We start from the raw sequence: 11,599 nt of genomic DNA on the forward strand, positions 1-11,599 counted from the left end.
ACCGTCAGTGGTGCGGGGCAGCCGGGAGGTTGTCCCGCACCCAGCCGGCGAGCAGGCGGGCGCAGCCGTCCACCGATTCCTTCCAGGTGCGGTCCGCGCCGGCTCCGGCCTCGTCGCTCACCTGCTTCACCACCCGGACAGGTACGCCGAACGCGTGCGCCGTCGACGCCACCGCGTACCCCTCCATGTCCACCAGGTGGGCGCGGCGGCCCAGGGCCGCGCGGGCCTCGTCGTCGGCGATGAACTGGTCACCGGTGGCCAGGGTCGGGCCGTCTCCCAGGGCCAGCGGCGCGCCGACGGTCTGGCCGGTGAGCCGACGGATGAAGTCGGTGTCCAGGTCGTGCTGGAGGACAGCGCCGACCTCGTGGGTGCCGGTCCAGCCCGGGTGCAGCGCGCCCGCGGTGCCCAGGTTGACAAGGACCGACGGCGGCGGGAAGCGGCCCAGCGTCGCCGCGACGGCGGCTGCCGCGTTGACCTTTCCCATCCCGGTGAGCAGCACCGGCAGCTCCGCGTCGAGGTACGCGGCCTCTTCGGCGATGGCCAGGACGAGCAGCGGACGGTCCGGGCTGATCGTGCCGCGAAGATCCATCGGGCGATGGTAACCGCTGTCCGTGACGGTCCCGCGTCGGCGCGGTGCCACGGCACCACGCCCGGCGGCGGGCACACCCGACGTACGCTGCCCGGGTGGAGCATGAAGACCGGATCGCCCTGTTTCTGGACTACGAGAACCTGGCGCTGGGGGTGCGCGACCACCACGGCGGGACGACGTTCGACTTCCGGCCGATCGCCGACGCGCTCGCCGAGCGCGGGCGGGTGGTGGTGCGACGGGCGTACGCCGACTGGTCGTACTTCGACGAGGACCGGCGGATGCTGACCCGCTCGCACGTCGAGCTGATCGAGATTCCGCAGCGGATGGGTGCCACCCGGAAGAACGCCGCCGACATCAAGATGGCCGTCGACGCGGTCGAGTTGGCCTTCGAACGCGGGTACATCTCCACATTCGTCCTGTGTACCGGCGACAGCGACTTCACGCCGCTGGTGCACAAGCTCCGCGAACTCAACAAGCAGGTGATCGGGGTGGGGGTGGAGAAGTCCACCTCGGCCCTGCTGCCGCCAGCCTGCGACGAGTTCCTCTTCTACGACCGGTTGGTGGGCGTGGACATCCTGCCGACGCGGGGGCGCCGGACCCGTCCGGCCCGGCTGCCCGAACCGGAGCCGCAGCCCGTCGAGCCGGTGGAGATCGAGGTGACGCCGACCGAGGAGCCGGCCCGCGACGCCGACGCGCTCACCGTCCTGGTCGCGCAGACCGTCGCGGGTCTGCAGGGCAGTTCCGGTGGGGAGGTGACCGCGTCGCGGTTGAAGCGGACCCTGCTGCGCAAGGATCCCACCTTCAGCGAGTCCGACCACGGGTTCCGCACCTTCGGCGAACTGCTGCGCCACCTCGCCGACCTGCGGGTGATCGAGCTGGCGGAAGGCCCGGCCAAGGGCGACCCGGAGGTCTCCCTGCCGGAACACGGCGACCGGGAGTCGACGTTCGCGCTGCTCGGTTCGGTGGTACGGGATCTCGGCGGCGAGACCGGAGAGGTGGCCCTGTCCGGTCTGAAGAACCAGCTCCGGCGGGTACGCCCGGACTTCAGTGAGAAGAAGCTGGGCTACCGCGGCTTCCTCCAGTTCTGCAAGGCCGCCGCCACGGAAGGGGCGGTGGGCCTGCGATGGAGCACCGAGGCGGACGACTACCTGCTCACCGCCGAGCCGTCCTGACCGGGCGGTGCCGGGCCGGGCGGTGCCGGGCCGGGCGGGGGCCGGGTCGGGTCGGGGGGGCCGGTCATTCCCAGCGGAACAGCAGGCCCGCGACCACGGCTCCGACGACGATCGTCGCGCCGAGGCCGACCAGGTGCGCCGCCGACACCGTCGCGCCCGCCCAGGCGGACGACAGCGCCTCGACGGCCGCGCCGAACGGTAGCCAACCGCCGAGCTCGGCGAGCGGCTCGGGCAGGGCGTCGCGGCCGCCGAACATGCCACCGAGGGCGCCGAGGATGAAGAAGGCGACAAGACCGATGGCGACGGCGGAGTTGGGGGTGGGCGCGACCGCCGCGACGATCATGCCGGTGCTGTACATCGCCGCCATCGCCAACCCGACCACGCCGATGGCGACGCCGAGATCGGCGGGCGGGCTGGCGCCGAAGGCCAGGAACGCGACGATCAGCGCGGCCGTGATGCCGACGAGCGCCTGGAGCACACTGACGACGGCCTGAGCGGCGAGGACCATGGCCGGTGACGCGGGGGTGACCCCGAGTCGACGGAGGATCCCGGAACGCCGGTAGTAGGCGAGGAAACTCGGCATGTTGATGATGCCGATGATCGAGATGACCATTGTGAACACGAGCGGCAGCACGTAGAGGTCCAGCGCGGTACGTCCGTTGGCGACGACCGTCCCGCTCGCGGCGGAGGCACTCGTCAACATGATCAGCAGCGGCAGGCAGAGCGGGACCACCAGCCCGGCGGTGTCCCGGACGACCATCTTCGCCTCGCATCCGATGAGGGTGACCAGGGCGCGCAGCCCCGGGCGACGGGCCTCGACGAGCGTGCTCATGCGGGTTCTTCCTCCAGTTGCCTGCCGGTGAGTGCGACGAACGCGTCGTCGAGGGTGGCGGTGCCGGCCCGCGCGACCAGACCCGCCGGGGTGTCGAGCGCGATGACCCGTCCGGCGTCGAGCACCGCGACGCGGTCGCAGAGCCGCTCGACCTCTTCCATGGTGTGACTGACCAGCAGCACACTGACCCCGTCGGAGCTGAGTCGCTCGACCGTGTGCCACATCCGGCGCCGTGCCTTCGGGTCGAGCCCGGTGGTCAGTTCGTCGAGGATCACCACCCGGGGCCGACCGGCGATGGCGAGGGCGATGGAGAGTCGCTGCTGCTGGCCGCCGGAGAGCTTGTCGAAGCTGGTCCGGCGCTGTTCGGTCAGCTCGACCATGTCCAGCAGTTCGTCGGTCGGCCGGGGATCGGGGTAGAAGCTCCGGTAGAGATCGACAAGTTCGGTGACCCGTAACGCGTGATGCAGGTACGCCTGCTGCAACTGCACGCCGAGGACCTGCCGCAGTCGGGCCCGGTCGCGGCGCGGATCGAGGCCGAGCACGCGTACCCACCCCCGATCGGGTACGCGCAGCCCGGCGATCATCTCGACAGTCGTCGTCTTGCCCGCGCCGTTGGCGCCCACCACACCTACCGTCTCGCCGACCTCGACCCGCAGACTCACGTCGACCACCGCCGGGGTACCGCGGTAGCTCTTGCCGAGGTTCTCGGCGAGGATCGCCGGTTCGGTGCTGGTCATGTCTCGACGCTACGAACGGTGCGAGCCCGTGTCGTGTCCCGAAAGTCACCATCCGCGGGCATTACTTTCGGCACAGGTGACGCCACCGGGGCCCGACCTAGAGTGGGGATCATGCGACGGGTCGGCACAGACGAATGGTCCGGCCTCGCGATGCTCGTGGTGGCGGTCGCCGTCGCTGGTCCCGGGCTCTTCGGTGCGGTCGGGACCACTGTCCCGCGCGGCTGGTGGATCGCGCTCTTCGTCGGCTATCTGGCGGCCCTGCTCGTCTCCGTCGCCACCCGCGTGTCCCGCCTGGTGCGGTACGCGGCCTTCGCCGCGACCGTCGTCGCCGCCTGGATCCTGCTGCTGTCGGCCGCCAGCCTGGGACTGCTGCCGGTGCTGCTGGTCCTCACCGCGGCCGTGAGCGTGTACGTGGTGCCGATACCTGTGGGGTTGCTGGTCGTGGTCGGCAACACACTGGTGATCACCTTCGCCGCCGCGTCGACCATGCGTACCATGCCCGACCGGGCCATGCTCCTGGGCTTCTACCTGCTCATCCAGGTGGCGACGCTGCTCAGCTCGGTCACCCTGCTGCGAGAGCAGCGGATGCGCCGCGAGCTGGCCGAGGCGCATGTCGAGTTGCAGGCCGCCAGCGTCCTGCTCTCGGAGTCGGCCGCCACCGCGGAACGGTTGCGCATCTCCCGCGAACTGCACGACCTGATCGGGCACCAGCTGACTGTGCTGACCCTGGAGCTGGAGACCGCCCGTCACCTGGAGGGACCGGCCGCCCGTACCCACCTTGAGCGGGCCGACCGGGTCGCCCGCGATCTGCTCGGCGACGTGCGGGCCACGGTCGGGCGGCTGCGGGCCGCGAGTCCTGATCTTGAGCAGGCGTTGCGCCGGGTGACTCAGGATCTGCCCGGTCTCGACGTGACGATCGACGTGGCCCCGGGGGTACGGATCGATGAGGACGACAGCGCGGCGTTCGTCCGGGCGACGCAGGAGATCGTCACCAACACCATCCGGCACGCCGACGCCAGTTCCCTGCGGATCTCGGTGACCGGCGACGAACGGGAGACGGTCCTGGTCGCCCGCGACGACGGTCGGGGAGCACCGGACCCGACGCTCGGCAACGGGCTTCGTGGCCTCGGTGAGCGGTTCGCAGCCCTCGGCGGCGACCTGGCCGTCGACGGCGACGACGGGTTCCGGGTGACCGCTCGGGTGCCGGCCCGATGACCCGCGTGGTGGTGGTCGACGACCAAACCCTCATCCGGCAGGGCATCCGCGGGTTGCTGGAGGTCGCCGGAATCGACGTGGTCGGCGAGGCCGACGACGGCCGCGCCGCGCTTGCGGTCGTCGCGCGTACCGCCCCCGATGTGATCCTGCTCGACCTGCGGATGCCCCAGTTCGACGGCATCTGGACGCTGGAGCGACTGCGGGCGGACAACGTCGACATCCCGGTGCTGGTGTTGACCACGTTCGACGACGACGAACTCGTGCTCGCCGCCCTGCGTGCGGGTGCCCGCGGCTACCTGCTGAAGGACGTCACGCTGGACCAGCTCACCCGGGCGATCCGGACGCTCGCCGACGGGGGCACGTTGATCGCCCCGTCGATCACCGATCGGATGCTGCGGGCGATCCGCTCCGGGCCGTCGCCGGCCGGACCGGAGGCGCCGCCGGTGCAGAGTCTCACCGAACGCGAGCAGGAGGTGCTGCGGCTCGTGGCGCGGGGCTACAGCAACCGGGAGATCGCTCAGCTCCTCTTCCTGGCCGAGGGGACCGTCAAGAACCACGTCTCCACGATTCTCACCAAACTCGGTGCCCGGGACCGTACGAACGCGGTGCTCCGCGCGCTCCACGAGGGAATCCTGGGCTGACCGTCCGCCGCCCGCCGCCGTTGCGGGGCGGCCGGCGGCGCGGCCGGCCAGGCTATCCGGTGGTGAGCCCCAGGCTTATCGTCCTGGTCAGGGTGGCCCGGTCGTCGTCGCCGTCGAGCGACCAGATCATCGCCCCGCCCAGGCCGGCCCGCCGGATGTAGAGCGTCTTCTGCAGCACCACCGCCGGGTCGTCGTACGTCCAGAAGGTCGTGCCGTCGAAGAGCCAGGCGTGTCCGGCGCGCAGGTCGCGGTGGACGGTGAAGCCGTCGCGGATCAGGTTCTTGAGCTGCTTGTAATCCTCGAACCCGGCGGCGTGGGTGGCGGGAGCGGGCCCGGCGGCCGGCTGGAACAGCCCGTTTCCGCCACCGGTGACGCCGGTCCAGCCCTGGCCGTAGTACGGGATGCCGAGGACGAGCTTGTGTCGGGGCGCCCCTCGGGCGATCCAGCCGTCGATCGCCACCTCCACGGAGAAGTCCGGGTTGTCCGGCGCGCCCTTCGGTACCCGCAGCGCCGACTGCTGGTTGGTCACCGTCTCCCAGGTGCCGTGGAAGTCGTAGCCCTGCACGGTGGCGAAGTCGAGGTATTTGAAGATCTTGCGCCCCTCGTAGCCGGCGTCCATGGTGGCCGGGTTGGCCGGGAGGAAGGCGGTAAGCGGGTGGTGCCGTCGCGTCTGCCGGCCGTACGCGTCGAGCTGTCGGCGGAACTCGGCGAGCAGTTCGGTGAAGTTCTCCCGGTCCTCGGGGCGGATGACGTTGCCGGGCTCACCTGGCCAGTTGGGCCACTCCCAGTCGAGGTCGATGCCGTCGAACACGCCGGCTGCGGCACCGGGGCCACCGCTGCCACCGTCCAGGATCGGCAGGTTGCCCTTGAGGTACAGGTCGATGCAGGAGGAGACGAAGGCCCGCCGGGAGGCGTCGGTGCGGGCGGCGTTGGAGAAGTACGTCGACCAACTCCACCCGCCCAGCGAGATCATCATCTTCAGGCCGGGGTGCTTGGCCTTCAGCTTGGCCAACTGGCCGAAGTTGCCGTTGAGCGGCTCGCCCCAGGCGTCGGCGACCCCGTCGACGCTCTCCTCAGCCGGCACGGGGCGCTGGTAGTCGGCCCAGGCGTCACCCTCACCCGGCCCGCCGTCCACATGGCACCGACCGTCCTCGCTCACGTTGCCGAAGGCGTAGTTGACGTGGGTGAGGCGGCTCGCCGCACCGGAGGTGTCGAGCTTCTTCACCGGGAACGCCCGGCCGTAGATGCCCCACTGGGTGAAGTAGCCGACCCGGTGGTAGCCGTCGCTGCGGCCCGGTTTGCCGCCCGCGTTGGCGGCGGTCGGTGGCGCGGCGGTGACCAGCAGGGTGCTCAGGGCGAGGAGGGCGGTGAGGCGGCGGGGACGGAATGATCGCATCGGCACTCCCGGGAGGGGTGAGGCGAAATCAGTAAAGAGACCTTCCTGATCGATGAAGCTAAGCCGATCACCGGCCACGGTCAAGGGCAGCCGCTCGGTGTACGGGTAGGTCGTCGCGTCCGGTGCGTACCCGTGACGAACGCCGGCCCGGCGGGTGGTCCGCCGGGCCGGAGTTCTGGTGCTGTGCCAGCGGTGCGCGTGGATCAGCTCGTCCGCACCGAGCCGTTGACCTTGCTGTCGCGGATGGTGGCGCCGATGTGGCCGGACGGCGACCCGGAGCCGGCGACGACGTCGAGCACCCCCGCGCCGATCGAACTGCCCGGCCTGCCCGATGCCACCGCCCCGGTGCTGATGCCCGGACGTCCCCGGGGAGCCGGCGGCGTCACTGCCGGCGAACGAGATGTCGGCGATGCCGCGCCCACCGCACAACAACGCCGACGTCCGCTTCGTCACCATGATGATTCCGCACCACGAGCAGGCGCTCGTGATGGCCCGGTTGGTGGCGGAACGGGCGAGAACCCGCAGCTGAAGATCCTCGCGGATCGGATCGTGGCCGTTCAGGGGCCGGAGATCAACCGGATGCGCGAGGCGCTGGCGACGTCGTAGGCGGATCGGTGCCGACGAAGAGGGATTGTCGGAGGCGGCCAATACCATCGGGCCGACCGCCGACGAAGGGCTGAACGTGACCGAAATCGACATGTCAACCGAGCGCGCCGATCTGCTTCAGGCGCTGCGCCAGCACCGCTTCCTCCTGCGCAACACCGCGCGGGACCTGACCGATGAGCAGGCCGCCGAGCGCAGCACGGTGAGCGAGCTGTGCGTGGGTGGTGTGATCAAGCACGTGGCGCACACCGAACGCGACTGGGTCGACTTCATCCTCAATGGTCCGGGTGCGACGGGCAGCTCGGACGACCCGGGTGCCTACGAGCGTCACGCGCAGTCGTTCCAGATGCTGCCGGGGGAGACCCTGCCCGGCATCCTCGCCGCGTACGACGAGGTGGCGCGCCGCACCGACGAGGTCGTCGCCACCCTGCCCGACCTCGACGCTGATCACCCGCTGCCGGAGGCGCCCTGGTTCGAGCCGGGCGCCCGCTGGTCGGCCCGTCGGGTGCTGCTGCACATCGTCGCGGAGACATCCCAGCACGCCGGGCACGCGGACATCATCCGGGAGGCCATCGACGGTGCGAAGTCCATGGGCTGACCGTCGCCGGCGGTCCCGGAAGGGCGCACCGCGCCGTTGTATCGATTGACGTCAACTGCGAGACTCAGGCTCATCGACCGCACCCGGGAGCCGGTGCGGTCGCGCGACGGCGAGGGCGCGCCGCGCGTGTCACCCGGTCCGGGCAGCCCTTCCCTCGTCGTGCCGCCACTGTGACGTCCGCTGTCGACACCTGCCAGCCGTCCGCACGTGGTGGTCGACAACCGGATCGGCCGCCGGGCCGGTGCACCGCCGACCCGGCCGGCCGCCGTCCCTGGAGGTAAACGGATGCTTCGCACGTTCGGCGTGGTGCTCACCGCCGTGACCCTGGCCGCTGTCGCCGGAGTCGCGGCGGCCGGTGCCGCCGACACCCCGACCGGCCCGAACCCGGTCCCCCTGTGGACCCAGAGCCCGAGTTCGACCCCGACCCCGACCCCGACGGTGGCGTGCCCGCCGGCACTGCCGATCACCGGCATGGTCACCGGGACCACCGCCACCAGCGTCACCATCACCTACGCCCTGATGTTCAGCGGCCCGCCGTGCGGTTACGACCTGCCGATGACCGTCCTGCTCTTCAGCAGCCGCGACGACGCGGTGAAGTGGCACAACCCGGTGGCCGAGGCGGTGACCGGGCTGGAACGCAACGGGCAGGTGACGCTCGACGGACTGACCCCGGACACCGAGTACTGGTTCCGATTCAGCGACGTCGAGGAGCGGCGTGATCCGTATGTGATCGGTGGTCCGGCACGGACGCAACCGCTGTCCCCCTGCGCCGCGACGGCCACCATCGACGCCCGTTGGGGCAGCGGCTTCGTCGCCACGGTGACCGTCCGCAACACCGGCAGCGAACCGCTGGACGGCTGGCTCGTCCGGTGGCGGTGGTCCGGCGACGAGCGGCTCCAGTCGGTCTGGGGTGGCGTACCCGACGGCGCGGGTGCTGACGTCACGGTCCGCAACGCGCCGTACAACGGCACCGTCGGGCCGGGCGGAACCACCACGTTCGGGCTGCTCGCGTCCGCCAGCACGGTGCCCCAGGGGATCGCCCTGACCTGCGGGCGCTGACCCGGGCTCGCGTCGGTCTGCGGACGCCAGCCGGTCCGCAGACCGACGCGCTGGGCCTCGGCGGCGAGCTTGACTTTGCGTCTTAAAGTAGTTTGCGTGATCGCCGACGAAGACCTGCCTCCCGAGAACGCGGCCGCCGCCCTACGACTTATCGACGAACAGCGGGCGACCGCCGCCCGCCAGTTCGAGCCGGACCCACGTACCTACTACTGGCCCTGGGGGCTGGCCTGGCTGCTCGGCTTCGGGCTGCACTTCCTCTACTTCTCGCCGGGTGACAGGCCCCTGGTCGAGATGCCCTCGTGGCTGCCGCTGACGGTGTTGTTCGTCCTGCTGGCCGCCGCCGGAATCGTCACCGCGCTGGCCGGCGCGCGGGCGTACGGGCAGGTGACCGGAGAGTCCGCCCGGCGCGGCACCTGGTACGGCTGGTCGTGGGGGTTGGGCTTCCTGACCCTCTTCGTGCTCGCCGGTCGGTTGTCCGACAGTCTCCCGTCGGATCTCGTCGGCCTGCTGTGGTCGGCCCTCTCGGTGGGCCTGACCGGCATCCTGCACATGGCCGGCGGCGCGATCTGGTTGGACCGCCGGCTGTTCCTGCTCGGTGTCTGGATCACCATGGTCAACCTGCTCGGCACCGTCGCCGGCCCCGGCTGGCACGCCCTCGTCGTCGCGGTTGCCGGTGGTGGCGGGATGCTCCTCGCCGGCACGCTCGGTTGGCTTCGCCGTCGGGGTGGACAGTGACCGAGCTGGACCCGGTCATTCACGCCCAGGCCCGGCTTCGGGTGGTCGCCTCCCTCTCCGCGCTGCCCGATTGTGATCAGGTGACCTTCCCCCGGTTGCAGGAGGTCCTCGGGATGACCGCAGGGAACCTCTCGGTGCACCTGCGGCGGTTGGAGGAAGCCGGGTACGTCGCCGTCACCAAGACCCACCGGGGTCGTACCCCGGTCACCCTGATCGCCCTCACCCGCCGGGGCCGCCTGGCCTTCGAGGAGTACACGGAGGCGATCCGGGCGCTGCTCGCACCCGCCGACGTCAAGGAGACGCCATGATTCTCGCCCGGGCCGAGCAGGCCACCCGACGCTACGGTGACGTCCTGGCCCTCGACCGGGTCGACCTGGAGGTGCGGGCCGGGGAACTGGTCGGCCTGCTCGGGCCGAACGGTGCCGGCAAGAGCACCCTGCTCAACCTGCTGGTCGGCCTGCGCCGCCCCACCGGCGGCCGGGTGCTGCTGTTCGGCGGCGATCCCCGTGACCCGGCGCACCGCCGCTGGGTCGGTGTCACCCCGCAGGAGACCGGGCTGCCCGGCTCGCTGCGCGTCGGTGAGGTGGTCGATTTCGTCGGCGCGCACTTTCCCGATCCGGTCCCACGGGCCGAGCTGCTCGACCGGTTCGGGCTGGCGGATCTGGCCCGGCGGCAGACCGGCGGGCTCTCCGGAGGGCAGCGACGACGCCTGGCGGTGGCCCTGGCCTTCGTCGGTCGTCCCCGGCTGGTCCTGCTCGACGAGCCGACCACCGGCCTCGACGTCGAGGCCCGGCACGCGCTGTGGGACGCCATCCGCGCCTTCCACGCCGACGGCGGCACGGTGCTGCTCACCAGCCACTACCTGGAGGAGATCGAGGCACTGGCCCAGCGGGTGGTGGTCATCGGGCAGGGCCGGGTGCTCGCCGACGACAGCGTCGCCGCCATCCGCGGCGTGGTCGGCCTGCGCCGGGTCAGCCTGACCGCTGACGATCTGCCCACCCTGCCGAACGTGGTCCGGGTCGAACGGGACCGGGAGCGGGTCCACCTGCTGACCGGCGACGCCGACCAACTGGTCCGCGACCTGGTCACGGCCGGTGTGGCCTTCCGCGACCTGGAGGTCCGACCCACCTCGCTGGAGGAGGCGTTCCTCACCATCACCGCCGACAGCCGGCCGGCGGACGCCGGCGTACCGACCACCGCCTGAGGAGACCGCCGTGCAGTACGCCCTGGCCCACGCCCGCTACCAACTGCTGGAACTCGCCCGAACCCCGGTCGCGGTGTTCGGCAGCGCCTTCTTCCCCGCCGTCGCGATGCTCTTCTTCGTCGTGCCGGCCGTCGGCGACAACGCCGTCGGCGCCACCTACGCCACCGCCGCCATGGTCACCTTCGCGGTGCTCAGCGCGAACGTCTTCCAGTACGGCGTCGGCGTCGCCGAGGACCGGGCCCAGCCGTGGGATCCGTACCTGCGGACGCTGCCGGTGGGGCCGGCGCCCCGATTCGCCGGCCGGGTGCTGGCCGGTCTGGCCCTGACCTACCTGTCGCTGCTGCCGGTGGTGCTCATCGCGGCACTGCTCACCGAGGCGCGAACCACGGTGGCGGGCTTCGCGCTCGCCGCCGGCACCGTCGCGCTGGTCTCGGTTCCGTTCACGCTGATGGGGTTGAGCATCGGGTACGCCCTGCCGAGCAAAGCGGCGATCGTGGTGGCCCAACTGGTGTTCTTCCCCCTCGCCGTGGGTGGTGGTCTGCTCACCGCGCCCGGTCAGGCGCCAGCCTTCATCGAGGCGATCGCGCCGTTCCTGCCCACGCGGGGAGCCGTGGAACTGATGTGGACGGCGGTCGGCGACTTCCGGCCCGAACCGCTGTCAATGACCATGTTCGCGGTGTGGATCGTCGCGCTGGCGGCGCTCGCCGGTTGGGCGTACCGGCGCGACGAGGGGCGCCGCTTCTCCTGACCCCTCGTCCGCCGGCGGCATCGGGGGTGATCGCGCGTGTCACCATGCAAGGTGAGTCGACTTCTGTTCC

General features: G+C 71.3%; 14 protein-coding genes. 10 read left to right on the forward strand and 4 right to left on the reverse strand.

The genetic code is table 11. The features are described from left to right. Positions 1-4: 4 nt before the first annotated feature. Positions 5-589: a nucleosidase gene (locus tag CLT74_RS04570; RefSeq protein ID WP_099845417.1), complete on the reverse strand. Its 585-nt coding sequence runs from the start codon at positions 587-589 to the stop codon at positions 5-7. 95 nt (positions 590-684) lie between these two features. Here CLT74_RS04570 and CLT74_RS04575 point away from each other — a divergent pair, with 95 nt between their 5' ends. After that, on the forward strand, positions 685-1,761 hold the full coding sequence (locus CLT74_RS04575) for a PIN domain-containing protein (RefSeq protein ID WP_099845418.1): 1,077 nt from the start codon (positions 685-687) through the stop codon (positions 1,759-1,761). 64 nt (positions 1,762-1,825) lie between these two features. Here CLT74_RS04575 and CLT74_RS04580 read toward each other — a convergent pair whose 3' ends face one another. Both CLT74_RS04580 and CLT74_RS04585 read right to left on the reverse strand, forming a co-directional pair. Then, positions 1,826-2,593 carry an ABC transporter permease gene (locus CLT74_RS04580; protein WP_099845419.1) on the reverse strand — a complete coding sequence of 256 codons (768 nt, stop codon included), beginning with the start codon at positions 2,591-2,593 and terminating at the stop codon, positions 1,826-1,828. Continuing rightward, the gene (locus CLT74_RS04585; protein WP_099845420.1) at positions 2,590-3,330 is read right to left on the reverse strand and encodes an ABC transporter ATP-binding protein; all 741 of its coding nucleotides are present in this window, start codon (positions 3,328-3,330) and stop codon (positions 2,590-2,592) included. Before CLT74_RS04585 ends, CLT74_RS04580 begins: the two co-directional genes overlap by 4 nt. A gap of 111 nt (positions 3,331-3,441) precedes the next feature. Here CLT74_RS04585 and CLT74_RS04590 point away from each other — a divergent pair, with 111 nt between their 5' ends. Next, a complete protein-coding gene (locus tag CLT74_RS04590; protein ID WP_099851293.1) occupies positions 3,442-4,545 on the forward strand; it encodes a histidine kinase in 1,104 nt (367 codons plus the stop codon). Continuing rightward, complete coding sequence (locus tag CLT74_RS04595) at positions 4,542-5,186, forward strand: response regulator transcription factor (protein ID WP_099845421.1); 645 nt, start codon at positions 4,542-4,544, stop codon at positions 5,184-5,186. The genes CLT74_RS04590 and CLT74_RS04595 overlap by 4 nt, the downstream gene beginning before the upstream one ends. Positions 5,187-5,238: 52 nt before the next feature. Here CLT74_RS04595 and CLT74_RS04600 read toward each other — a convergent pair whose 3' ends face one another. Beyond that, positions 5,239-6,582, reverse strand: a complete 1,344-nt coding sequence (locus CLT74_RS04600; protein ID WP_099845422.1) for a glycoside hydrolase family 18 protein — start codon at positions 6,580-6,582, stop codon at positions 5,239-5,241. Positions 6,583-6,780: 198 nt separating this feature from the next. Between CLT74_RS04600 and CLT74_RS31140 the strand changes: the two genes are divergently transcribed. The 7 genes from CLT74_RS31140 (at position 6,781) to CLT74_RS04635 (ending at position 11,529) form a co-directional block, all read left to right on the forward strand. Then, entirely contained in the window at positions 6,781-7,188 is a 408-nt protein-coding gene (locus tag CLT74_RS31140; protein WP_486581980.1) for a hypothetical protein, read from the forward strand. A gap of 76 nt (positions 7,189-7,264) precedes the next feature. Continuing rightward, entirely contained in the window at positions 7,265-7,783 is a 519-nt protein-coding gene (locus tag CLT74_RS04610; RefSeq protein WP_486581981.1) for a DinB family protein, read from the forward strand. A 285-nt stretch (positions 7,784-8,068) separates the two neighbouring features. Next, positions 8,069-8,842, forward strand: a complete 774-nt coding sequence (locus tag CLT74_RS04615; RefSeq protein WP_099851299.1) for a cellulose binding domain-containing protein — start codon at positions 8,069-8,071, stop codon at positions 8,840-8,842. A gap of 96 nt (positions 8,843-8,938) precedes the next feature. Then, a complete protein-coding gene (locus CLT74_RS04620; protein WP_099845424.1) occupies positions 8,939-9,577 on the forward strand; it encodes a transporter in 639 nt (212 codons plus the stop codon). Continuing rightward, the gene (locus CLT74_RS04625; RefSeq protein WP_099845425.1) at positions 9,574-9,885 is read left to right on the forward strand and encodes a transcriptional regulator; all 312 of its coding nucleotides are present in this window, start codon (positions 9,574-9,576) and stop codon (positions 9,883-9,885) included. The genes CLT74_RS04620 and CLT74_RS04625 overlap by 4 nt, the downstream gene beginning before the upstream one ends. Beyond that, entirely contained in the window at positions 9,882-10,781 is a 900-nt protein-coding gene (locus tag CLT74_RS04630) for an ABC transporter ATP-binding protein (protein WP_099845426.1), read from the forward strand. Before CLT74_RS04625 ends, CLT74_RS04630 begins: the two co-directional genes overlap by 4 nt. Positions 10,782-10,791: 10 nt before the next feature. Next, positions 10,792-11,529 carry an ABC transporter permease gene (locus CLT74_RS04635; RefSeq protein WP_099845427.1) on the forward strand — a complete coding sequence of 246 codons (738 nt, stop codon included), beginning with the start codon at positions 10,792-10,794 and terminating at the stop codon, positions 11,527-11,529. The last annotated feature ends 70 nt before the right edge of the window (positions 11,530-11,599 follow it).

The sequence above is a fragment of the Verrucosispora sp. CNZ293 genome (assembly GCF_002754655.1).

Excerpts from the sequence above, each read along its gene's own strand:
- CLT74_RS04570 (WP_099845417.1), bottom strand. The coding sequence starts at position 589 with ATGGATCTTCGCGGCACGATCAGCCCGGACCGTCCGCTGCTCGTCCTG.
- CLT74_RS04580 (WP_099845419.1), bottom strand. The coding sequence starts at position 2,593 with ATGAGCACGCTCGTCGAGGCCCGTCGCCCGGGGCTGCGCGCCCTGGTC.
- CLT74_RS04585 (WP_099845420.1), bottom strand. The coding sequence starts at position 3,330 with ATGACCAGCACCGAACCGGCGATCCTCGCCGAGAACCTCGGCAAGAGC.
- CLT74_RS04590 (WP_099851293.1), top strand. The coding sequence starts at position 3,442 with ATGCGACGGGTCGGCACAGACGAATGGTCCGGCCTCGCGATGCTCGTG.
- CLT74_RS04595 (WP_099845421.1), top strand. The coding sequence starts at position 4,542 with ATGACCCGCGTGGTGGTGGTCGACGACCAAACCCTCATCCGGCAGGGC.
- CLT74_RS04600 (WP_099845422.1), bottom strand. The coding sequence starts at position 6,582 with ATGCGATCATTCCGTCCCCGCCGCCTCACCGCCCTCCTCGCCCTGAGC.
- CLT74_RS04615 (WP_099851299.1), top strand. The coding sequence starts at position 8,069 with ATGCTTCGCACGTTCGGCGTGGTGCTCACCGCCGTGACCCTGGCCGCT.
- CLT74_RS04630 (WP_099845426.1), top strand. The coding sequence starts at position 9,882 with ATGATTCTCGCCCGGGCCGAGCAGGCCACCCGACGCTACGGTGACGTC.